This window comes from Bradyrhizobium sp. LTSP885, from assembly GCF_000938305.1.
Classification (GTDB): Bacteria; Pseudomonadota; Alphaproteobacteria; order Rhizobiales; family Xanthobacteraceae; genus Bradyrhizobium.
On the sequence record NZ_JYMT01000004.1, the window covers coordinates 232,174 to 253,428 of the forward strand.

Below are 21,255 nucleotides of genomic sequence, written 5' to 3' on the forward strand. Positions count from 1 at the left end.
AGGACGCAGCCGTGATTGCTGTGGCCGTATGATTCACTTCCGCATCCCACATAAGTGATGCTAGACGATCCAGACGTGTGGGCGGTGGCGACATGCTGCGACGACTGAAGGTGCTATTCCACTACTCCAAGGCGGACGCGGCCTTGCGGCGCGGCAAATTCGATCGCGCCGTTGACGACCTGAGCAAGGTCATACAGGCTGCCCCCGACAACACCGCTGCCTACCATGACCGAGGCGTCGCCCGGCAGGGAATGGGCAATTATCGCGGGTCAATCGACGACTTCAACGCGGCCATCGCAATCGATCCGCGCATGATGATGACCTATTCCAGCCGCGGGATTTCGTGGAAATTGCTCGGCGATTTCGAGCGTGCCGCTTCGGATCAGGCCAAGGCGAGCGCCTTGTCCCCACGGTTTGCGAGCGCGCATGCAGAACTTGGCGTCGTCTATCTGTGCAAGCATGATCTCGACAACGCCGTTCGCAGCCTGACGACAGCGATCAGTCTGGCGCCCAATGAACCAAATCACCTCAAGCAACGCGGCTTCGCGTTCTTTTGTCAGGGCAACTTCAAGGCCGCGATCGTCGACCTGCAACAGGCCTACGATATCGCAAACGACGCATACGCCCTTCTATTCCTGCATCTTGCCCGCGTGAAGACGAACGCGAATGCCTCCGCGGCATTGGAGACGGACGCAAGCCAGCTGAGAACCTGGCATTGGCCGTCCGCGGTTGTCGGGCTTTTCCTCGAGCGACTCTCGGCCGACGCAACGATCGCAGCCGCCGGTACGCCGGATGAGCTTGCCGAAGTGCAATTCTATCTCGGGCAATGGCACCTGATCCACGGAGATCGCGCCGAGGCAAGGAAGGCGCTGCAAGCGGCCATTCAAGCGTGCCCGCCATGGTTCACCGAGCACACCGCCGCGCTAGCCGAGTTGCAGCGCCTCGACTAGACCAAGCTTTGTGGTGACTGCGCCTACGCCGCCGCCTGCTCACCCGATCAGCCCATCATCTTCAGCGCGCGGTCCAGCAGCTCCAGCCGATCCTGCCCCCAGAAAATTTCGCCCGACGGCAGCACATAGCTCGGCGCACCGAACACGCCGGCTTTCAGCGCATCCTGCGTGTTCTGCTCGTAGAGTTGATCAAGCTCGGCATCCGGCAGACCGCCGGCGCGCAATGCCACTGCATCGAGGCCGGCGCGCTGCGCTGCCGCGGACATGACAGCGGCGTCGGCCAGCGACTCCTCGCGCTCCCAGATCGCACGACCGAATTCCAGCGACAGGCGGTGCGCGTCCTTGCCCTGCAGCGCTGCCGCAATGACGAGACGCACGGCTGCGAGATCGTCGCTCGGAAAATGTTTCGGCTCGACGTTGAGCGGAATGCCGCGCACCTCGCGCCAGCGCCGGAGCTCCATCAGCCGGTAGGCCTGCCGCTGCGGCGAGCGTTTGGGCAACGGAAGGCCGCCGGTCTGCTCGAAGATCGGACCGAACTTGCTGGGCTTGACGTTGACTGTCGCGCCGTAGCGGCGCGCGATCTCCGCAAACGGCGCGCTGCCCATGTAGGTCCAGGGCGAGTTCAGCGACAGATAATAGTCGATGGTGATGGACATCCCTACGCCGCCGCCTGCTCACGCGGCTGAACAATTGCGATGTGCCGGCAATGCGCCAGCGGCGTGGAGCCGTTGGCGACAACCAGCGCGTCGAGCTCGACGAAGCGGTGGCCCTTCTTTTCGTAATTGTCCGACACCTTGGCGCGCGCGGTCAGCTCGTCGCCGATCTTCGATGCTGACAAGAGCTGCATCCGCGTGCCGACATGGATCCAGGGACCGAGGATCGCATTGTCGACCAGCACCTTGTTCATCACCCGCGGCAGCAGGCCGGGATGACCGAGACCTTCGCGGAGGTAGATCGGGTCGGTCTCCCTGATGTCGGCGAGATAATCCTTTGCAGCATCGCCCGACCAGTCGCGCGGGATGGTGCCGAGCCACTTGCCCAGAGGGTAGGACGACGGGCTAACCGGCTTGCGCTCGGCGACGGCGGCAATCTGCTCGTAGTAGTTCACCGACACGGCTGGAGCATTCGCCGGCAACGACGCAGTGCCCGTTGCACAGAGCTCGCCGCGGCTGTGCACCTCGATCGCGAGCACGCCGCCGTCCTCCCTGCCCGTCAGCTCCGCGGTTTCACCGTCATAGACCGGCTTGACGAACCGCGCCTCGATCAGGCCGCGTCCGAGGAAATCACGGCCCCATCGCTCCACCGGCAGATGCATCATGTAGGCCATGACGTCGACGCCGGGCACCAGCCCGCCGGAAAAGCCGAACTTCCGCGCCACCGCGTCGTCGTGGATCTTGTTCTCGGACAGTTTCGAGGTGTTGTAGGCCGAGACGCGGTAGGTTTGCTGGGCCGCCATTTGCTGGGAAGTCATGGGTTTTCCCTTATTTCGCTGGTTTTCTGGCGGTAATGGTAGTCGAACAAAGAGGCATGGCAAGCCTCCCGTTTTGCTCGCAATTTTCCGCGCCATGGAGTACATGCGGGGCACCCGCGCGAACCCTTGAATCGATGACTGAAACCGCTGCTCCCACCCGCATTTATGTCGATGCCGACGCCTGCCCGGTGAAGGACGAGATCTACCGCGTCGCAATCCGCCTTGGCGTTCCCGTCAGCGTGGTCGCGGGTAATTTCATCCGCGTGCCGCAGGATCCCCTGATCGAGCGCATCGCCGCCGGTCCCGGCATGGATGCCGCCGACGACTGGATCGCGGAACGCGCGCATGAGGGCGACGTCGTGATCACCTCGGACATTCCGCTGGCGAGCCGCTGCGTCAAGGCCGGCGCCGAGGTGATCGCGCCGAACGGAAAGCCCTTCACCGAACAGTCGATCGGCATGACGCTCGCGGTGCGTAACCTGATGACTGACCTGCGCTCGTCGGGCGAAATCACCGGCGGGCCGAAATCCTATTCGCCGCGCGACCGCTCGACCTTCCTGTCGGCGCTCGACCAGACCATCCGCCGCATCCAGCGCCAGCGGGCACAAGCGCCCGCGCCGAACCAGAATTGAAGCAATCATGGCGCCACCGCTGATCCAGTTGAAAGATATCGCGCTGACCTTTGGCGGCACGCCATTGCTGGCCGGTGTCGAGCTGTCCGTCTCCACCGGCGAACGGGTCTGCCTGATCGGCCGCAACGGCTCCGGCAAATCAACCCTGCTCAAGATCGCAGCCGGCCTGGTCGAGCCCGATCGCGGCAGCCGCTTTGTGCAGCCGGGAGCCACCATCCGCTATCTGCCGCAGGAGCCGGACTTTTCGGGCTTTGCGACCACGCTGGCCTATGTCGAGGCCGGGCTCAATCCGGGCGACGACCATTATCAGGCGCGCTATCTGGTGGAGCAGCTCGGCCTCAGCGGCGATGAAGATCCCGCCCACATCTCCGGCGGCGAGGCCCGCCGCACCGCGCTGGCGCGGGTGCTGGCGCCCTCGCCCGATATTCTGCTGCTGGATGAGCCGACCAACCATCTCGATCTCACCACCATCGAATGGCTGGAAGGCGAACTGGCCAGCCGCCGCTGCGCGCTTGTTATCATCAGCCATGACCGTCGCTTCCTCTCCAATCTGTCGCGCGCGACTGCGTGGCTCGACCGCGGCCAGATCAAGCAGATCGACCGCGGTTTTTCCGCCTTCGAGGCCTGGCGCGACGAAGTGCTGGCCGAGGAAGAGCGCGACCAGCACAAGCTCGACCGCAAGATCGTCAACGAGGAGCACTGGCTGCGCTACGGCGTCTCCGGCCGACGCAAGCGGAACGTCAAGCGGCTCGGCAATCTGCACGCGCTGCGCGACCAGCGCCGGACCTATCGTGGTGCAACCGGCAACGCCAACCTCGCCGCCGCCGAGGCCGACAAATCCGGCAAGCTGGTGATCGAGGCGAAGACCATCAGCAAATCCTTCGGCGATCGCAAGATCGTCGACGGATTTTCGATCCGGGTCCAGCGCGGCGATCGTATCGGCATCGTCGGTCCCAACGGCGCCGGCAAGACCACACTGATCGACATGCTGACCGGCGGCAGCCCGCCCGACAGCGGCAGCATCCGGTTAGGGGCCAATATCGAGATGGCGACGCTGGACCAGCACCGCGAAAGCCTCGATCCCAAATCGACGCTGGCCGATGCCCTCACCGGCGGCGGCAGCGACCATGTCATGATCGGCGGCCAGCCGAAGCATGTGGTCAGCTACATGAAGGACTTTCTGTTCGCGCAGGAGCAGATGCGCACGCCGCTCGAGGTGCTGTCCGGCGGCGAGCGCGGCCGGCTGATGCTGGCGCGATCGCTCGCCAAGGCGTCCAATCTGCTGGTGCTGGACGAACCGACCAATGACCTGGATCTCGAAACCCTCGACGTGCTCGAAGAAATGCTCGGCGATTACGAGGGCACCGTGATCCTGATCAGCCACGATCGCGACTTTCTGGACCGCGTCGTGACCTCGGTGATCGCCCCGGAGGGCGATGGCCGCTGGATCGAATATGCCGGCGGCTACACCGACATGCTGGCGCAGCGCGGCGCCGACCTGAAGCGCGAGGCGGTGAAGGTGGCCGAGGAGAAGCGGGAATCGTCAAAAACTGCGAGACCTTCAGGTGCATCGAAGCGCCGGCTGAACTTCAACGAAAAACATGCGCTGGACACGCTGCCGAAGACGATTGCGAAACTGCAGGCTGACATCGCCAAGCATCAGCGCTTTCTGGACGATCCCGATCTGTACAGGAAGGATCGCAAGAAATTCGACTCCGCATCGGACGCGCTGACCAAGGCGCAGAAGGAATTGGCCGAGGCGGAAGACAAGTGGCTGGAGCTCGAAGTGCTGCGCGAAGAGATCGAACAGGCCTGACTATTTCCACCGTCATTGCGAGGAGCGAAGCGACGAAGCAATCCATCCATCCGTTATGCCGAACCATGGATTGCTTCGCTTCGCTCGCAATGACGAAAAACTGGAGTCGACAACATGACCACACCCCTCGCCGCCAAAATCGCCCGGGACTACGGCACGCCCTGCGCTGTGATCGACATGGACCGGGTCGAGCGCAACATCGCGCGCATCCAGGCGGCCTGTGACGCCGCCGGCGTCGCCAACCGGCCCCATATCAAGACCCACAAGAATCCCACCCTGGCGCAGCTGCAGGTCAAGGCCGGCGCCAAGGGCATCACCTGCCAGAAGCTCGGCGAGGCCGAAATCATGGCGGATGCCGGGATCGACGACATCCTGATCAGCTACAATCTGCTTGGCGACGAGAAGATGGCGCGGCTCGGCGCGTTGCAGGGGAAAACCAACGTCACCGTCGCGGCCGACAATTCCGTCGTGGTCGGCGATCTGCCGAAGGCCGCCGCTGCCTCCGGCCGCCCGCTCTCGGTCGTGGTCGAATGCGATACGGGCCGCAAGCGCGCCGGCGTCGAGACTCCTGCCGAGGCGATCGCGCTGGCGCGGGAGATCGCCGGCTCGAAGGGACTGACCTTCGCGGGCTTCATGCTCTACCCAACCGAAACCGGCTGGGGCGACGCGCAGAAATTCTACGACGAGGCCCTCGCCGGCGTGCGTGCGCACGGCCTGGACGCTGCGATCGTCTCGACCGGCGGCACGCCGAACCTTGTCAACATCGGCAAGCTGAAGGGTGGCACCGAGCATCGCTTCGGCACCTACATCTACAATGACCGCATGCAGGTCGCGGCTGGCGTTGCCACCTGGGACGACTGCGCGCTTCATATCTACTCCACCGTCGTCAGCCGCGCGGGTCCCGAGCGCGGCATCCTCGATGCCGGCTCGAAAACGCTGACGTCGGATACCGGCGGCCTCGAAGGCCACGGCCTGATCCTCGAACATCCCGAAGCGAAGATCGCACGTTTCGCCGAGGAGCACGGCTTCCTCGACCTCGCCCGCAGCAACACGCGGCCCGGCGTCGGCGACGTCGTGCGGATCGTGCCCAATCACGTCTGCGTCGTCGTCAACATGATGGACGAGGTGGTGATGGTGCGCGGCGACGAGATCATCGGCACGCTGCCGGTCGCGGCGCGGGGGAAGCTGCGGTAGGACGCACCACTACCCGTGGATCAGCGCTTGCAGCTCCCGATCCAACGCGTCGCGAAACACCTCGATCGGCCGCGTCAGCCGGCCCGCCGGCGGGCGGTGCACGATCCAGGCGCGCACCGCGGGATTGAAATCCGGCGTCTTGACCTGCTTGAGCTTGTCGCGGAACGCGCTGCGCTTCAGCGCGAGCGGGGTCACGAGGCCGACGCCGAGCCCGCGCGCCACCAGCGACAGCCGCAGCTCGCTGTCGAGCGCCTCGACCGCGACATTGAACGGCAGATGCGCCGCATCGAAGCGGCGCTTCAGCACCTGACGAAAGCCGCAACCATCCTGGTTGATCACCCAGCCCATCTGCGAGAGACATTCCAGATCGACCGACCGCGGCATCTTCATGCCGCGCGCGACGACGAAGATCACCGGCTGCGCGCCGAGATCATCGGCAACAAGATCGGCCGGCGGCACCACGCCATCCGGCAGGCAGATCGCGGCCGCGTCGAGCTCATTGCGGGACACACACTCGATCGCGTGCGGTGACCAGCCAGACACGACGCGCACGCCGAGCGCCGGAAACTGCGCGCGCACCGCATCGAGCGGCCCTGATAGCCCGGCTTCCGACAGGAACGGCGTCAGCCCGAGCCTGAACTCGCCGCGCACCACGCCGTCATTGGCAACGCCCGACTTGAGATCGTCGAGCATGCGCAGCACGCGGCGGCCCTGCTCATACGCCTCATGTCCGGCCGCCGTCGGCTTCAGCGGCTTGGAGAGCCGATCCAGCAACTGCGCGCCCAGCATCTCCTCGAGATTCTGTATCCGCCGCGTCACGCCAGGCTGCGTCAGATTGAGCCGTGCCGAGGCCGCAACGATCGATCCGGTCTCCACCACGGCGACGAAGGCAACAAGGTCGTGCGTGTTCATGACTATCCCGCATATTCTTTATCGGCTTAATTGAATTGTAGCATATTAGGCTGAGCGCATAAAGGGACTTCGCAACTCACCCGCGAGGTTCCATGACCATCTCCGAAGCCACAAAACTCTCCCCGGCACGCCCGGTCTCAGTGCGCCCCCTGATCTGGATCGGCGCCATCACCGCCGGCACGGTCGTCACCAATCTGTTCGCGCCGCAGATTCTGGTCGGCCTGATCAGCCGGTCGCTCGATATGACGGCGTTGCAGGCCGGCCTGATCAGCACGCTGACCCTGCTCGGCTACGCGCTCGGGCTCGTGCTGCTGGTGCCGCTGGTCGATCTCGTCGAGAACAAGCGTGTGATCCTGTGCACGCTCGGCTGTGCGATTGTGGCAGCTCTAGGCACCGCGCTGGCACCGACAGCGCTGATGCTGCTCGCTGCGACCTTCATCCTCGGCGCATCCTGCGCCGCGATCCAGATGGTGGTGCCGCTGGTCGCGTCGATGGTCCCACCGGAGCGCCGCGGACAGGCGATCGGCGATGTCATGAGCGGATTGATGATCGGCATCCTGCTGTCGCGGCCGGCGGCGAGCCTGATCGCGGATGCCTGGAGCTGGCGCGGTTATTACGTCGTCTCTGCCGGTCTGATGACCGCGCTCGCCGGCGCGCTGGCGCGCCATCTGCCGACGCTGCAGCCGGCGGCAAAAATCAGCTACGGCGCGCTGCTGCGCTCGTTTCCAAGATTGCTGCGGGAGGAACCGGTGCTGCGCGTTCGCGCCTGGACCGCAGCGCTGATGATGGCGTCATTCACCGCGTTCTGGGCGGCCGTCGCGCTGCGCCTGCCGGACGCGCCGTTCAGGCTCGACGCCAGGGGAATCGCGCTGTTCGCGCTGATCGGTGTGGCGGGAGCCGCGGCAACGCCAATCGCCGGCCGTTGGGGCGACCGCGGCTTCGCGCGGCCGTTGCTGATCGGCTCGCACCTCATGATCATCGCCTCGCTCGCGCTGTGCGCATGGGCCGGCATGATCGAATCCCGGATCGCGGCATTGGCGGTGTTGAGCGCCGGCACCATCCTGCTCGATTTCGGCATCACCACCGACCAGACGCTCGGCCGTCGCGCCGTCAATCTGCTGCGGCCGGAGGCGCGTGGCCGGACCAACGGCCTGTTCGTAGCGCTGTTCTTCGTCGGCGGCACCGTCGGCGCGGCCGCCGCGTCAGCCGCATGGAATTTCGGCGGCTGGCCAATGGTCTGCGCGGTGGCTGCGGTGTTCGGCGTGCTCGCCGTTATCACGGATATCGCGACGAAGATCGGCTCGTCGTGAGCTTCCCCAAATCAGGATGCGGCGCGTTGCGACAGCCATCGCAATGCGCCCTTCCCTGCGGCAACGCCCGTCGCGAACGACGCCTGCAGAAGATAGCCGCCGGTCGGCGCTTCCCAATCAAGCATCTCGCCGGCGGCAAAGACGCCGGGCACACGGCGCAGCATGTAATTGCCGTCGAGCTCATCGAAAGCTATGCCGCCGGCGGTCGAGATCGCGCGCGCGATTGGCGCCACGCCGGTGATCCGGATCGGCACCGCATTGATCAGCTCAGCGAGATCGGCCGCCGGCAGTGACGCAAGCGAGCGGCCGGAGATCACAGCCGCCTCCTGCAGCAGCCCGATGCCGACGGGGGAGAGCTGCGCGGCCTTGCGCAGGAAATTGGAGAAGGATTGCTTGCCTCGCGATGCCGACAAACGAGCCGTCAGGTCTGCAACCGCAAAGTCCGGTCGTAACGCCACGGAGAGCGTCGCCATTCCCTTCGCGAGTACAGCGTCGCGCAACTCCGCCGACAGCGCGTAGATCAGGCCACCTTCGATGCCAGTGCGGGTGACGATCGCCTCGCCACGTTCAGTATGCGTGCCAATCGTCAAAGCAATGCCCTTGAGCGGTTGGCCTTCAAACCGATCACGGAAAATATCGGACCAGTCGACGGTGAAACCGGAATTGGATGGCCGCATCGGTGCAATGGCGATGCCCTTCGCGGCGAGGGGTGCCGTCCATACGCCATCCGAGCCAAGCCGCGGCCAGCTTGCACCGCCAAGCGCCAGCACGGTTGCGTCTGCGTTGATCACGCGCGGACCATCCGGCGTTGCAAACAACAGTCCTCCACCCTCGTCCCATCCAAGCCAGCGATGCCGGAACGCGAACTTTACACCCGCGGCATCGAGCCGCCGCAACCAGGCGCGCAGCAGCGGCGAGGCCTTGAAGGCCTTTGGAAACACCCGGCCACTACTACCGACGAAGGTCGGTTGCCCCAACGCCTCGCTCCAGTCACGCAAGGTATCAGGTGGAAACGCCTCGATCGCCGCTTTCAGATGCGGCATCGCCTCGCGGTAGCGCGCGAGGAAATCCGGCAACGGTTCGCTATGGGTGAGATTGAGGCCGCCGCGCCCGGCCATCAGGAACTTGCGGCCAGCCGACGGCATCGCGTCGTAGACGGTGACGCTTGCGCCACCCTGTGCGAGCACTTCCGCCGCCATCAGGCCGGCAGGTCCGGCTCCGATGATGGCGGCGTGCTTCGCGGTTGATGACATGAGAGCGGCGTCCAATTAGATGAACGTCATTCCGGGATGGTGCGAAGCACCAGACCCGGAATCTCGAGGTTCTCGGTGCGCAATTGCGCACCTGAGGGTTCGACGCTTCGCATCGCCCCGGAACGACAATCTCACAACTTCACGCCCGCCCGCGACGCGGCCTGCGCGACGTATTTCTGCGTCTGCTCGAATGCGCCTTGCAGCGCCTTGGCGGTCGACATGTCGCCGATCTCGGCAAAATGCGCAGCTACCGCATCAGGCGTCCAGTCGGACTGCGGCAGGTTGACGCCTTCTGTCTCCAGCACCTTGATGACCGCGAACGAGCCGGCGCCGGCGCCCATGATGGTGCGGGTCGGCGCGTCCTCGCTGAGCAGGAATTCCACCGCTGGCGTGATCGCTTCCGGCTTCATCAGTTGCAGCGCCTGCGGCGGCAGCAATTCCTCGGTCATGCGGGTCGCCGCCGTCGGCGAGACCGTGTTGACCTTGATGTTGTTCTTGCGGCCCTCTTCAGCGAGCACGTTCATCAGGCCAACCATGCCGGCCTTCGCCGCGCCGTAATTGGCCTGGCCGAAATTGCCGAACAGGCCCGACGACGAGGTCGTCAGCACGATGCGGCCGTAATTGCGCTCGCGCATCCCAGCCCACACCGCCTTGCAGCAGTAGAAGCTGCCGGTGAGATGCACGTCGAGCACCTTGGCCCAGTCGGCCACTTCCATTTTCGCAAACGACTTGTCACGCAGGATGCCGGCATTGGCGCACAACAAATCGACGCTGCCCCACTCCTTGCTGGTGCGCTCGACCATCGCGGTGACCTGCTCGAAGTTCGAGACGTCGGCACCATCGGCCATCGCGGTGCCGCCGGCCTTGCGGATCTCCTCGACCACGGTCTCGGCCGGCGACAACGAGCCGCCGGTGCCGTCGCGCGCGCCGCCGAAATCATTGACGACGACCTTGGCGCCGCGGCTGGCGAGCCCCAGCGCATGCGCCCGTCCCAGACCATTGCCCGCGCCAGTGACGATAGCGACGCGTCCGTCAAACCTGATTGCCATAGTGCACGTCCTGCTTTTCTTCCCTTCTCCCCTTGTGGGAGAAGGTGGCGCGCGCAGCGCGCCGGATGAGGGGTATCTCTCCACGAGATGAGCTCGCGGAGAGAGACCCCTCACCCGGCTACATCTCGCTCCGCTCGATTTCGCCACCCTCTCCCACAAGGGGAGAGGGTGCACCGAGCGCGTGATTGGCAAGCTTTTGAGCAGCGATGGATGGCTGGGTCAAGCCCGGCAATGACGCGGGAATCGCCTAACTGAAATAGATCAACCCGAGCCAGTCGGCGACCAGCGCGGGCTTCTCTTCACCCTCGATCTCGACTGTGACGCTGGTGCGTGACAACAGTTCCTTCGGCTTGCGCAGCTTGGCTTCCGCCAGCACGAAACGGCCACGAACGCGTTTTCCCGAGCGCACCGGGGAGATGAAGCGCAACTTGTCGAAGCCGTAATTGACGCCCATCGCGGTGCCTTCGACGACCGGCATCACCTCGTAGGACATGATCGACATCAGCGACATCGTGAGGAAGCCGTGCGCGATCGTGGTGCCGAAGGCGGTTTCTTTCTTCGCGCGTTCGGGATCGACATGGATGAACTGATGATCCTCGATCACGTCGGCATAGGTGTCGATGCGGCCCTGATCGACCAGATGCCACGAGGACACGCCGATCTCCTTGCCGACCATGCCCTGATAGGTTTCCAGCGACACCGGCGGCTTCTTCCAGACTTCGTTCATTGATTAGCTCTCCGATCCGGACGTCCGCACTTTCTGCAGTTCCGGGAATTCCTCCTCGCGGAACTCTTTCCCGCGCAATGCATCTCCGCGATTATCGTCATGTTCGAGCCGGCGCAACTGCACCCGGCGGATTTTTCCCGAAATCGTCTTCGGCAGCTCGCTGACCAGCTCGATCTTGCGGATGCGCTTGAACGGCGCCAGCCGCATATGCAGGTGCTTAAAGATCGACAGCGCCGTTTCCGGCGTCCGCTCGACGCCGGCCACCAGCAGCACATAGGCCTTCGGGATCGCAAGCCGGATCGGATCCGGGCTCGGCACGACAGCGGCCTCAGCCACCGAATCGTGTTCGAGCAGCACGCTCTCCAGCTCGAACGGCGAGATGCGGTAGTCGGAGGATTTGAAGACGTCGTCGGTGCGGCCGACGAAGGTCAGATAACCCTCGTCATCGGTGAACACGACGTCGCCGCTGCGATAGATATCGCCATCGGCGCCGCTGAGCTTGCCGTCGCTCTCATAGCCCTGCATCAGACCCGCCGGCCTGTCAGCGCCGAGCAGCAGGGACACCTCGCCTTCACGCGAAGCATGGCCGTCATTGTCTGACACCTGCACGCGATAGCCTGGCAATGGCCGGCCCATCGAGCCGACCTTCACCTTCTGCCCGGGCGAGTTGCCGGCCAACGCCGTCGTCTCGGTCTGGCCGTAGCCATCGCGGATGGTCAGGCCCCAGGCCGCCTTGACCTGGTCGATCACTTCCGGATTGAGCGGCTCGCCGGCACCGCAGACCTCGCGCAACGACATCTTGAAGGTCGCGAGCTGCTCCTGGATGAACATCCGCCACACCGTCGGCGGCGCGCACAGCGTGGTGACGCCGCAACGGCCGATGGTGGCGAGCAATCCCTTGGCGTCAAAGCGCGGCTGGTTGACCACGAACACGGTGGCGCCGGCATTCCACGGCGCAAAGAAGCAGCTCCAGGCATGCTTGGCCCAGCCGGGCGAGGAGATATTGAGATGGACGTCGCCGGGCTGGAGCCCGATCCAGTACATGGTCGAGAGATGGCCGACCGGATAGCTGCGCTGGCTGTGCCGCACCAGCTTCGGTTTGGCTGTTGTCCCCGAGGTGAAATAGAGCAGCATCGGGTGGTCAGCGTTGGTCGGGCCATCAGGCGCGAAGGTTTCAGACGCATTGGTCACGTCCTCGAACGGCAACCAACCGTCGTGCGCCTGCGTCGCGCCAACCACGATGCGCGCGAGATTCTCGCTGCCGAGGTCCTTGAACTTCGCGACCTGATCTTGCGTGGCAACCACCGCCTTCGCCCGTCCGCGGTCGAGCCGGTCGCGCAATTCATCCGGTGTCAGCAGCGTGGTTGCGGGAATCACGACGACGCCGAGCTTGATCGCCGCCAGCATGGTCTCCCAGAGCGGCACGACATTGCCGAGCAATAGCAGCAAATGATCGCCGCGCTTCAACCCCTGCGCACGCAGAAAGTTCGCGACCTGGTTGGAGCGGCGCGACAGCGCGGCGAAGGAGAGCTTTGTCTCCTTGTTGGCGGCGGCATCGACGATCCACAGCGCCGGACGGTCGCGGCTGTCAGGATTGCGCGCCAGTTCGGCATCGAACCAGTCCAGCGCCCAGTTGAACGGCACCGGATCGGGCCAGCGGAATCCCTTCACCGCGGCGTCGTAGTCGGTGCGGTGCTTGAGCAGAAAGGCGCGCGCGTCCTGGAATGTGGTCATCTTCTTCCGAGCCCGTTGCAATCAGCATTCAACGTAGCCCGGATGAAGCGAAGCGCAATCCGGGGCCGGTCGCGCAAGGTGACAAACTGTCCCGGATTTCGCTTCGCTTCATCCGGGCTACGAGCGAAGGCTATTTCCCAGCGAGGCTGCGAACGTGCTGGATAATTCCGGAAAAGTCGACCCCGCCATTCCCGGCTGCGTCGAAGGCCTGGTAAAGTTCCTGCGCATGCTTGCCGAGCGGTGTGGCGGCACCGGCGGCCTTGGCCGCGTCCTGCGCCAATGTCAGGTCCTTCACCATCAGGTTCGAGGCGAAGCCGGGCTTGTAGCCGTTGTTGGCCGGCGAGGTCGGCACCGGGCCGGGAACCGGGCAATAGGTCGTCAGCGACCAGCATTGCCCCGACGAGGTCGAGGCGACGTCGAACAACGCCTGGTGCGACAGGCCGAGTTTTTCCGCGAGCGCAAACGCTTCGCCGACCGCGATCATGGAAATGCCCAGGATCATGTTGTTGCAGATCTTGGCGGCCTGCCCCGCGCCGGCGCCGCCGCAATGCACGATCTTCTTGCCCATGTTGATCAGCACCGGCTGGGCCGCGGCAAACGCCGTGGTCTCGCCGCCGCACATGAAGGTCAAGGTCGCGCCCTTGGCGCCGCCGGTGCCGCCGGACACCGGCGCATCGACCGAGGCGATGCCATGTTTGGCGGCAACCGCGTGCGCCTGCTTGGCGCTTTCGACGTCGATGGTCGAGCAATCGATGATCAGCGTACCCTTGGTCATATGCGGGAGCACTTCGTTCCAGACACCCAGCACGTGCTTGCCGGCCGGCAGCATCGTGATGACGACATCCGTGCCCTTCACCGCACTGGCGCTGGTTTCGGCGATCGCAGCGCCGTCGCTCCTGGCCTGGTCGCGGGACGCTGCGACCAGATCGAACGCGGTCACCTTGTGGCCGGCCTTGACCAGATTGGCCGCCATCGGCCCGCCCATATTGCCGAGCCCGATGAATGCGATGTGTGCCATGGGAAGTTCCTCCGCTTGTGACGTTTCTATTTGCTGTCCGGAAATGTCAGTTCGTCGGCGCCGATCTCGGCGAAGTAACGCGCGACCATCTCGGGCGTCACATCCTCGATCCGCGGCGGCGACCATTTCGGATTGCGATCCTTGTCGATCACGGCAGCGCGCACGCCCTCGCGGAAATCGTCGCTGGCGAAAACCTCGAGCGCGGCGCGATATTCGCGCACCAGGCACGCTTCCAGATTCGCTGACGTCCGTGCCAGCCGAAGCAATTTCAGCGTCACCACCATGCCACGCGGCGATTTCTCACCCAACGTCTTCAAGGTCGCCTGCGCAAGGTCCGATCCGTCGGCCTTCAGCGCGGCGACGATGTCTTGCATCCGGTCATGGGCGAACCAGCCGTCGATTTTGGCCTGTTGGGCTGCGACAGGCCCTGATGTCTCGCCGGTCGCAAAACCGCCGATGAGCTTGTCGATCTCGGCTGAATTCGTGCCCGGTCGAACCTTGGTCAACGCCTCGCGCAGCGCGGCGAGTTTGGCGCTCGGCACCACAGCATCCGCGAATTTTGCGTAGATCGCATCGGGCCCGTTCATGGTCGTGCCGGTGAGACCAAAATAGGTGCCGATCTCGCCCCGCGAACGCGACAACAGATAGGTGCCGCCGACATCGGGGAAGAAGCCGAGGCCGACTTCCGGCATCGCAAGCTTTGTTCGTTCCGTCACCACGCGGTGACGGCTATGCGCCGACAATCCGACGCCGCCGCCCATCACGATGCCGTCCATGAAGGCGACATAGGGTTTTGGGAACTGCTTGATCCGCGCGTTGAGAATGTATTCGTCGCGCCACAGGATCTTGCCGAGGTCACCTCGCACCTTCGAGCTTTCCCAGAGCGCGCGGATATCGCCGCCGGCACACAGCCCGCGCTCGCCGGCGCCCTCCAGCACGATGACAGCGACATCAGGGTCGGCCTCGAACGCATCGAGCGCCCGGTCGATGTCGTGAAACATCTCCAGCGTCACGGCATTGATCGCCTTCGGCCGGTTGAGGCGGATGATGCCGGCCGAACCTTCCTTGCGCGCGATCAGATCGCTTTCGGCAACGACAGCATCATTCATCGCGCGCCCTCGATCAGCTTGCGCGACACGATCAGCCGCATGATTTCATTGGTGCCTTCGAGGATCTGGTGCACGCGCAAATCGCGCACGATCTTCTCGACGCCGTATTCGCTGAGGTAGCCGTAGCCGCCATGCAGCTGCAGCGCCTGGTTGGCGACCTCGAAGCCGACATCGGTGCCGAAGCGTTTTGCCATTGCGCACAGCATGCTGGCGTCGGCATCCTTGCGGTCGAGCGCGGCAGCGGCACGCCAGACGAAGGTGCGCGCGGCTTCCAGCTCGGTCGCCATGTCGGCGATCTTGAACTGCAACGCCTGGAATTCGTCGAGGCGCTTGCCGAACGCCTTGCGGTCCCTCATATAGGCCAGCGACTTGTCGAGCGCGGCCTGGGCACCGCCGAGCGAGCACGCCGCGATGTTGATGCGGCCGCCGTCGAGGCCGGCCATCGCGATCTTGAACCCGATGCCCTCGTCGCCAAGCCGGTTCTCGACCGGCACGCGGGCATTCTCGAAGACGACAGCGCGGGTCGGCTGCGCGTTCCAGCCCATCTTGCGCTCGTTGGCGCCGAACGACACGCCGGGCGTCTTGCCGTCGATCACAATCGTCGAGATGCCGCCGGGGCCATCGCCGCCGGTCCGCACCATCGCCACCAAAAGATCGGTACTCCCGGCACCGGAGATGAACTGCTTCTGGCCGTTGAGCACGTAGTGGTCGCCGTCGCGCACCGCACGGGTACGCAGGGCAGCGGCATCCGAACCGGCGCCCGGTTCGGTCAAGGCATAGCTCGCCAGGAACTCCATGGTGCAGAGTTTTGGTAGCCATTTGTGGCGCTGGGTGTCGTTGCCATAGGCATCGATCATCCAGGACGCCATGTTGTGGATCGAGATGAAGGCCGACGTGGTCGGACAGCCCGTCGCCAGCGCCTCGAAGATCAGCGCCGCGTCGAAGCGCGTCATCGCCGAGCCGCCGACATCGTCGCGGATGTAGATGCCGCCGATGCCGAGGCTTGCGGCCTCGCGCATCACATCGACAGGGAAATGCTTTGTCTCGTCCCATTCGAGCGCATGCGGCGCGATCTTCTCCGCCGCAAACGCCCGCGCCATGTCGCGAACGGCGATCTGGTCCTCGTTGAGCGCGAACTGCATCTCGCCGCCTACCTTTGTCACCTCGTCGTCATTGCGAGCGAAGCGAAGCAATCCACACCCCCGCACCGGGAAAGAATGGATTGCTTCGTCGCTTCGCTCCTCGCAATGACGGCTGTGGGAATCACTTCATCGTCGGGATCGAGAACTCCGCACCATCCTTGACGCCCGACGGCCAGCGCGAGGTCACCGTCTTGGTCTTGGTGTAGAAGCGGATCGAGTCCGGACCGTGCTGGTTGAGATCGCCGAAGCCCGACTTCTTCCAGCCGCCGAAGGTGTAATAGGCGATCGGCACCGGAATCGGCACATTGATGCCGACCATGCCGACATTGACCTTGGCGGCGAAGTCGCGCGCGGTGTCGCCGTCGCGGGTGAAGATCGCGACACCGTTGCCCATGTCGTGGTCCGACGGCAACGCCAGCGCTTCATGGTAATCGTGAGCGCGCACCACCGAGAGCACCGGGCCAAAGATCTCTTCCTTGTAGATCCGCATGTCCTTGGTGACGTTGTCGAACAGCGAACCGCCGAGATAGAAGCCCTTCTCGTAGCCCTGCATCTTGAAGCCGCGGCCGTCGACGGCGAGCGTCGCGCCTTCCTTGATGCCGATATCTATATAGCCCTTCACCTTCTCGACCGCCTCGCGGGTCACCAGCGGGCCGTAATCGGCCGACGGATCGACCGAGGTGCCGATCTTCAAAGACTCCACGCGCGGGATCAGCTTTTCCATCAGACGGTCGGCGGTGGTCTTGCCGACGGGGACCGCGACCGAGACGGCCATGCAGCGCTCACCGGCCGAGCCGTAGCCAGCGCCGATCAGCGCGTCGACGGTCTGGTCCATGTCGGCATCGGGCATGATGATGGCGTGGTTCTTGGCGCCGCCAAAACACTGGCAGCGCTTACCGGTCTGCGCCGCGCGCTCATAGATGTACTGCGCGATCGGGGTCGAGCCGACGAAGCCGATCGCCTTGATATCGGGATCGTCGAGGATGGCGTCGACCGCTTCCTTGTCGCCGTTGACGACGTTGAGGATGCCGGCCGGCAGCCCCGCCTCGATCATCAACTGGGCAAGCGCCATCGGCACGCCGGGATCGCGCTCGGAGGGCTTCAGGATGAACGCGTTGCCGCAGGCGATCGCGGGCGCAAATTTCCACATCGGGATCATCGCTGGGAAATTGAACGGCGTGATGCCGGCGACGACGCCGAGCGGCTGCCGCATCGAATAGATGTCGATGCCGGGACCGGCACCTTCGGTGTATTCGCCCTTCATCAGATGCGGGATGCCGCAGGCGAATTCGGCGACTTCGAGGCCGCGCTGGATGTCGCCCTTGGCGTCGGGAACGGTTTTGCCGTGTTCGCGCGCGAGCAATTCGGCGAGCTTGTCATAGTCGCGCTGCACCAGTTCGACGAACTTCATCATGACGCGGGCGCGGCGCTGCGGGTTGGTGGCGGCCCATTCGCCCTGCGCGGCCCTGGCATTTTCGACGGCGGCGCGGACTTCGGCCTTGGAGGCCAGCGCCACCTTGCCCTGGACCTCGCCGGTCATCGGCTCGAAGACGTCAGCCGTGCGGCCCGAGGTGCCCTTGACCTCCTTGCCACCGATGAAATGTCCGATTGAACGCATGGATAACCTCCCTCAAGGACCAGAATCGCCAGCCTGCGAAGACCGCTTTACAAGCTCTATTGACCCTGCATTTTATAGGATACAAGTCCGATAAATTGCACCATAGATGTGCGGAAATGCTGGATCAAGGCGGCGGCACCATCGACTGGGACGACTTCCGCTTCGTGCTGGCGATCGTGCGCGGCGGGTCGGTGTCGGCTGCCGCCAAGCAGCTCGGCGTCGATCATGCCACAGTGATCCGGCGTGTCGACCGGCTGGAGCGTCACCTCTCCGCAAAACTGTTTGATCGCCGCAAGACCGGCTACCTCCTCACCGAGGCCGGCCAGCGCGTCGCTGACAGTGCGGAGGCGCTGGAATCCACGATTGTGGCCAACCAGGAGGCGGTCGGCGGCTCCCGCGCCCACCTCACCGGCACGGTGCGGATCGGCGCGCCCGACGGCTTCGGCAGCCACTTCCTGGCCTCGCGGCTGGTCAAGTTCACCGAGCGGTATCCCGATCTCGACCTGCAGCTCGTCGCGACCGCGCGGCTGTTCTCGCTCTCCAAGCGCGAGGCCGATATCGCGATCAGCCTGACCATGCCGAAGGAAGGCCGGATCGTCGGCCGCAAGCTGCTCGATTACACGCTTGGGCTTTATGCCGCACCGGCCTATCTGGCGCAGGCCCCTCGCATCGCCGCGCGCGCCGACCTGCCGCAGCACCGCTTCGTCGGCTACATCGAGGAGCTGCTGTTCACGCCGGAACTGGATTATTTGCCGCAAGTCTCGCCAAAAATTTCGGCAAAATTCCGCAGCGCCAATCTGATCGCGCAGCTCAACGCCACCATGTCAGGCTTCGGCATCGCCGTGCTGCCGCATTTCATGGCGACGGCGCATCCGGAATTGCAGGCGGTGCTGCCGGACGAGGTGCGGATCTCCCGCACCTTCTGGCTCCTGATGCACGCCGACAGCAAGGACCTCGCCCGCATCCGCGCGGTGGCGGATTACATTTACGAGACGGTGGAAGCCGACCGCGCGCTGTTCAGCGGGCCATAGTGTCGTCCCGGCGAAGGCCGGGACCCATTACCACGACCATGCATTGTTGTCGGGATCGCAGCCCCAGCAGCGCAAAACAATCACCACTTGTGGTTATGGGTCCCGGGTCAAGCCCGGGACGACAGTGGGAGAGACTCCGCCTAATTCACCTTGGCCTTCTTCACCGGCGCCTTCGCCGCCGCGGCACGTCCCAGCACCGCCTCGCGGCCGGCGCTCAAAACTTCCTCCGACAATTCGCCATTGCCCGCGATCCTCGACATCACGATGGTGCCCATCATCGTCGCCAGCGTCGCCATCGCCTGCTTGCGCGCGGTCTTGCGCGGGACGTCGAGGATCTGGTCGGCCATCATGTCGATCATCTGCTCGAGCTTGAGCGCGAAGGCCTTGCGGGTCTTCGGGGTCTCGCGTGCGATCTCGGCACCGAGCGTCGGTACCGCGCAGCCGTGGCCGGGGTCGTCGCGATGAACCGCGGTCAGGTAGGAATCGACGATGGTCGACAGCCGCTTCTCCGGCGGCACCTCCTCGGCGACCTTGCGCCAGCGCTCGGTCGAGCGGTCCATCGCGTGGGAAAACGCCTCGATCACCAGCGCCTCGCGCGAATCGAAATGCGCGTAGAAGCCGCCATGGGTCAGGCCGGCCTCCTTCATCAGATCGGCGACGCCGATGCCATGCGCGCCCTTCTCGCGCAGCCGCACCGCGGCCTTGCGCACGATCCGTGCATGGGTCTCCTGCTTGTGCTCTTTCGAATAGCGCATGCCGCTCTCATGGAATGTTTCTAATCATATAATAGCAGATTGACGCCGGAAAAGCTGCAGTTATTTCGTTTTTTCCTGTGTCCTATCTTGTTTCCCAGGTTCCCCACCGATCATGGAAAACGTCGCTGTTGCGTGCACTGCGAGGCTGCCCTTGCCGTCGCGGACGAAGCCCTCGGTGTAGCTGGTCTGCCGTCCCAGCTTGATAACCTTGCCCTCGGCGGTAATGGTTCCCGAGCGCACCGACAGCGGCCGCAGATAGGTCAGCTTGAGGTCGAGCGTGACCGAGGTCTGCCCCGCCGGCAGCACGGTCGAGATCGCGCAGCCCATCGCGGTATCGAGCAGGGCGGCCGCGGTCGCGCCGTGCATCAGGCCGATGGTGTTTTCCAGGCTTTCCTCCGGATCGAGTTCCATCACGATGCGCTGCGGCTCGACCACGCTCATGCGGAAGCCGATCAGCTTGGCCATTGGCGGCGGCGGCAGCCGGCCGTCGCGGATCGCGCACATCGCCTCGATGCCCGACATCGCCACGGCGGCCTTCGCGGCCGGTCCCGGCGCCTGCCATTCCACGACGCGCACGCGCAGCAAATCGGGCGAAAACAGGTCGGTCGTGTCGTTGGCTGTCATGGCGGCTCCTTTTATATTATGCCTATAATTCTATTGCAGCGCACGCGGCGGCGCAACTGCCGTCTCTTGACAGTCGCAGGCATTGTCCGGGACATGGCGCGATCAATTCACTGTCGCGAGACCATCACCATGGACATGCTCAATCCCCATTGCGGTATCGACCGCGACGCCAGAGGCGTCGTCCGCCTGACGATCTGCAACGCCGGCCGACTGAACATCCTGAGCTCAGCCGTGACGGATGGAGTCCGCGCCGGTTTCGAGCAGCTAGCCTCCGACCGCAGCATCCGTGCGATAATTCTCGCGGGCGAAAGCGAGAGAAGCATGATCGGCGGCGCCGACATCAAGGAGATGGCGAAGCTCGATCAAGCATCAGCCGAAGCATTCATCAGCCGCCTGCGCGACCTCTGCGAGGCCGTGCGAAAATTCCCGGCACCCGTGATCGCCCGCCTGCCCGCCTGGTGCCTCGGCGGCGGGCTCGAGGTCGCCGCGGCCTGCGACATCAGGATCGCGGCGCATGATGCGATGTTCGGCATGCCCGAGGTACGCGTCGGCATCCCCTCGGTGATCCACGCAGCCCTGCTGCCGCGGCTGATCGGCTGGGGCCGCGCGCGCTGGCTGATGATGACGGCAGAGAACATCGACGCGCCGACCGCGCTCGCCTGGGGCCTGGTCGACACGGTGGCAAAGCCCGGCGGCCTCGACGAGGCCGTTGCGCACACCGTGAAGGCGCTGCTGGAATGCGGCCCCGAGGCGCTGCGCATCCAGAAGGACTTGCTGCGGCAATGGGAAGAGCTGCCGCTGACCGAGTCGGTCAACCTCAGCGTCGGCGTGTTCGGCCAATCCTTCCTGACCGGCGAGCCGCAACGCCTGATGCAAGGATTTCTGGATCGGAAGCGGTAGCGGCTACGCC

The 21,255-nt window shown here is 64.5% G+C and carries 20 protein-coding genes; 7 read left to right on the plus strand and 13 right to left on the minus strand.

The genetic code is table 11. The annotated features are described in order from the left end of the window. Positions 1–77 precede the first annotated feature (77 nt). Positions 78–950, plus strand: coding sequence for a tetratricopeptide repeat protein (locus tag UP09_RS03445; RefSeq protein ID WP_044536601.1), 873 nt, complete (start codon positions 78–80; stop codon positions 948–950). A 47-nt stretch (positions 951–997) separates the two neighbouring features. Here UP09_RS03445 and UP09_RS03450 read toward each other — a convergent pair whose 3' ends face one another. Then, positions 998–1,606 (minus strand): 2-hydroxychromene-2-carboxylate isomerase, encoded by a 609-nt coding sequence (locus UP09_RS03450; RefSeq protein ID WP_044536602.1) that lies wholly within the window; start codon positions 1,604–1,606, stop codon positions 998–1,000. A 2-nt stretch (positions 1,607–1,608) separates the two neighbouring features. Then, positions 1,609–2,421 (minus strand): MaoC family dehydratase, encoded by an 813-nt coding sequence (locus UP09_RS03455; RefSeq protein WP_245301742.1) that lies wholly within the window; start codon positions 2,419–2,421, stop codon positions 1,609–1,611. A 134-nt stretch (positions 2,422–2,555) separates the two neighbouring features. On the opposite strand from UP09_RS03455, the gene UP09_RS03460 reads away from it, so the two are divergent. From UP09_RS03460 to UP09_RS03470, 3 genes are all read left to right on the plus strand, one after another. Beyond that, positions 2,556–3,053 (plus strand): YaiI/YqxD family protein, encoded by a 498-nt coding sequence (locus UP09_RS03460; protein WP_044536604.1) that lies wholly within the window; start codon positions 2,556–2,558, stop codon positions 3,051–3,053. A 7-nt stretch (positions 3,054–3,060) separates the two neighbouring features. After that, positions 3,061–4,869: an ABC-F family ATP-binding cassette domain-containing protein gene (locus tag UP09_RS03465; protein WP_044536605.1), complete on the plus strand. Its 1,809-nt coding sequence runs from the start codon at positions 3,061–3,063 to the stop codon at positions 4,867–4,869. 114 nt (positions 4,870–4,983) lie between these two features. Further along, positions 4,984–6,063, plus strand: a complete 1,080-nt coding sequence (locus UP09_RS03470; RefSeq protein ID WP_044536606.1) for a D-TA family PLP-dependent enzyme — start codon at positions 4,984–4,986, stop codon at positions 6,061–6,063. Positions 6,064–6,072: 9 nt separating this feature from the next. Here the strand turns inward: UP09_RS03470 and UP09_RS03475 are convergent, their stop codons facing one another. Continuing rightward, positions 6,073–6,975 carry a LysR family transcriptional regulator gene (locus tag UP09_RS03475; protein ID WP_044536607.1) on the minus strand — a complete coding sequence of 301 codons (903 nt, stop codon included), beginning with the start codon at positions 6,973–6,975 and terminating at the stop codon, positions 6,073–6,075. A gap of 92 nt (positions 6,976–7,067) precedes the next feature. Here UP09_RS03475 and UP09_RS03480 point away from each other — a divergent pair, with 92 nt between their 5' ends. Continuing rightward, a complete protein-coding gene (locus tag UP09_RS03480; RefSeq protein ID WP_044536608.1) occupies positions 7,068–8,285 on the plus strand; it encodes an MFS transporter in 1,218 nt (405 codons plus the stop codon). Positions 8,286–8,296: 11 nt separating this feature from the next. Here UP09_RS03480 and UP09_RS03485 read toward each other — a convergent pair whose 3' ends face one another. The 8 genes from UP09_RS03485 to UP09_RS03520 form a co-directional block, all read right to left on the minus strand. Then, positions 8,297–9,538 (minus strand): BaiN/RdsA family NAD(P)/FAD-dependent oxidoreductase, encoded by a 1,242-nt coding sequence (locus UP09_RS03485; RefSeq protein ID WP_082069951.1) that lies wholly within the window; start codon positions 9,536–9,538, stop codon positions 8,297–8,299. Between the two features lie 131 nt (positions 9,539–9,669). After that, positions 9,670–10,587: an SDR family NAD(P)-dependent oxidoreductase gene (locus tag UP09_RS03490; protein WP_044536609.1), complete on the minus strand. Its 918-nt coding sequence runs from the start codon at positions 10,585–10,587 to the stop codon at positions 9,670–9,672. A 247-nt stretch (positions 10,588–10,834) separates the two neighbouring features. Continuing rightward, on the minus strand, positions 10,835–11,314 hold the full coding sequence (locus UP09_RS03495; RefSeq protein WP_044536610.1) for a MaoC family dehydratase: 480 nt from the start codon (positions 11,312–11,314) through the stop codon (positions 10,835–10,837). 3 nt (positions 11,315–11,317) lie between these two features. Continuing rightward, positions 11,318–13,048, minus strand: coding sequence for an AMP-binding protein (locus UP09_RS03500; RefSeq protein ID WP_044536611.1), 1,731 nt, complete (start codon positions 13,046–13,048; stop codon positions 11,318–11,320). A 130-nt stretch (positions 13,049–13,178) separates the two neighbouring features. Next, positions 13,179–14,066 carry a 3-hydroxyisobutyrate dehydrogenase gene (mmsB, locus tag UP09_RS03505; protein WP_044536612.1) on the minus strand — a complete coding sequence of 296 codons (888 nt, stop codon included), beginning with the start codon at positions 14,064–14,066 and terminating at the stop codon, positions 13,179–13,181. A gap of 26 nt (positions 14,067–14,092) precedes the next feature. After that, a complete protein-coding gene (locus UP09_RS03510; RefSeq protein ID WP_044536613.1) occupies positions 14,093–15,175 on the minus strand; it encodes an enoyl-CoA hydratase/isomerase family protein in 1,083 nt (360 codons plus the stop codon). Further along, complete coding sequence (locus UP09_RS03515; RefSeq protein ID WP_044536858.1) at positions 15,172–16,317, minus strand: isobutyryl-CoA dehydrogenase; 1,146 nt, start codon at positions 16,315–16,317, stop codon at positions 15,172–15,174. The genes UP09_RS03510 and UP09_RS03515 overlap by 4 nt, the downstream gene beginning before the upstream one ends. 121 nt (positions 16,318–16,438) lie before the next feature. Next, positions 16,439–17,935, minus strand: a complete 1,497-nt coding sequence (locus tag UP09_RS03520) for a CoA-acylating methylmalonate-semialdehyde dehydrogenase (protein ID WP_044536614.1) — start codon at positions 17,933–17,935, stop codon at positions 16,439–16,441. 116 nt (positions 17,936–18,051) lie between these two features. Between UP09_RS03520 and UP09_RS03525 the strand changes: the two genes are divergently transcribed. Next, positions 18,052–18,966 carry a LysR family transcriptional regulator gene (locus UP09_RS03525; RefSeq protein ID WP_044536615.1) on the plus strand — a complete coding sequence of 305 codons (915 nt, stop codon included), beginning with the start codon at positions 18,052–18,054 and terminating at the stop codon, positions 18,964–18,966. A gap of 140 nt (positions 18,967–19,106) precedes the next feature. Here the strand turns inward: UP09_RS03525 and UP09_RS03530 are convergent, their stop codons facing one another. Then, positions 19,107–19,721 (minus strand): TetR/AcrR family transcriptional regulator, encoded by a 615-nt coding sequence (locus UP09_RS03530; protein WP_044536616.1) that lies wholly within the window; start codon positions 19,719–19,721, stop codon positions 19,107–19,109. Positions 19,722–19,781: 60 nt separating this feature from the next. Further along, positions 19,782–20,345 carry a PaaI family thioesterase gene (locus tag UP09_RS03535; RefSeq protein WP_044536617.1) on the minus strand — a complete coding sequence of 188 codons (564 nt, stop codon included), beginning with the start codon at positions 20,343–20,345 and terminating at the stop codon, positions 19,782–19,784. A gap of 129 nt (positions 20,346–20,474) precedes the next feature. Here UP09_RS03535 and UP09_RS03540 point away from each other — a divergent pair, with 129 nt between their 5' ends. Next, positions 20,475–21,245: an enoyl-CoA hydratase gene (locus UP09_RS03540; RefSeq protein WP_044536618.1), complete on the plus strand. Its 771-nt coding sequence runs from the start codon at positions 20,475–20,477 to the stop codon at positions 21,243–21,245. Positions 21,246–21,255: the final 10 nt, after the last annotated feature.

Excerpts from the sequence above, each read along its gene's own strand:
- UP09_RS03465 (WP_044536605.1), top strand. The coding sequence starts at position 3,061 with ATGGCGCCACCGCTGATCCAGTTGAAAGATATCGCGCTGACCTTTGGC.
- mmsB (WP_044536612.1), bottom strand. The coding sequence starts at position 14,066 with ATGGCACACATCGCATTCATCGGGCTCGGCAATATGGGCGGGCCGATG.
- UP09_RS03485 (WP_082069951.1), bottom strand. The coding sequence starts at position 9,538 with ATGTCATCAACCGCGAAGCACGCCGCCATCATCGGAGCCGGACCTGCC.
- UP09_RS03450 (WP_044536602.1), bottom strand. The coding sequence starts at position 1,606 with ATGTCCATCACCATCGACTATTATCTGTCGCTGAACTCGCCCTGGACC.
- UP09_RS03525 (WP_044536615.1), top strand. The coding sequence starts at position 18,052 with ATGCTGGATCAAGGCGGCGGCACCATCGACTGGGACGACTTCCGCTTC.
- UP09_RS03530 (WP_044536616.1), bottom strand. The coding sequence starts at position 19,721 with ATGCGCTATTCGAAAGAGCACAAGCAGGAGACCCATGCACGGATCGTG.
- UP09_RS03500 (WP_044536611.1), bottom strand. The coding sequence starts at position 13,048 with ATGACCACATTCCAGGACGCGCGCGCCTTTCTGCTCAAGCACCGCACC.
- UP09_RS03520 (WP_044536614.1), bottom strand. The coding sequence starts at position 17,935 with ATGCGTTCAATCGGACATTTCATCGGTGGCAAGGAGGTCAAGGGCACC.
- UP09_RS03490 (WP_044536609.1), bottom strand. The coding sequence starts at position 10,587 with ATGGCAATCAGGTTTGACGGACGCGTCGCTATCGTCACTGGCGCGGGC.
- UP09_RS03475 (WP_044536607.1), bottom strand. The coding sequence starts at position 6,975 with ATGAACACGCACGACCTTGTTGCCTTCGTCGCCGTGGTGGAGACCGGA.
- UP09_RS03510 (WP_044536613.1), bottom strand. The coding sequence starts at position 15,175 with ATGAATGATGCTGTCGTTGCCGAAAGCGATCTGATCGCGCGCAAGGAA.
- UP09_RS03540 (WP_044536618.1), top strand. The coding sequence starts at position 20,475 with ATGGACATGCTCAATCCCCATTGCGGTATCGACCGCGACGCCAGAGGC.
- UP09_RS03460 (WP_044536604.1), top strand. The coding sequence starts at position 2,556 with ATGACTGAAACCGCTGCTCCCACCCGCATTTATGTCGATGCCGACGCC.
- UP09_RS03455 (WP_245301742.1), bottom strand. The coding sequence starts at position 2,421 with ATGACTTCCCAGCAAATGGCGGCCCAGCAAACCTACCGCGTCTCGGCC.
- UP09_RS03515 (WP_044536858.1), bottom strand. The coding sequence starts at position 16,317 with ATGCAGTTCGCGCTCAACGAGGACCAGATCGCCGTTCGCGACATGGCG.
- UP09_RS03470 (WP_044536606.1), top strand. The coding sequence starts at position 4,984 with ATGACCACACCCCTCGCCGCCAAAATCGCCCGGGACTACGGCACGCCC.
- UP09_RS03535 (WP_044536617.1), bottom strand. The coding sequence starts at position 20,345 with ATGACAGCCAACGACACGACCGACCTGTTTTCGCCCGATTTGCTGCGC.
- UP09_RS03480 (WP_044536608.1), top strand. The coding sequence starts at position 7,068 with ATGACCATCTCCGAAGCCACAAAACTCTCCCCGGCACGCCCGGTCTCA.
- UP09_RS03495 (WP_044536610.1), bottom strand. The coding sequence starts at position 11,314 with ATGAACGAAGTCTGGAAGAAGCCGCCGGTGTCGCTGGAAACCTATCAG.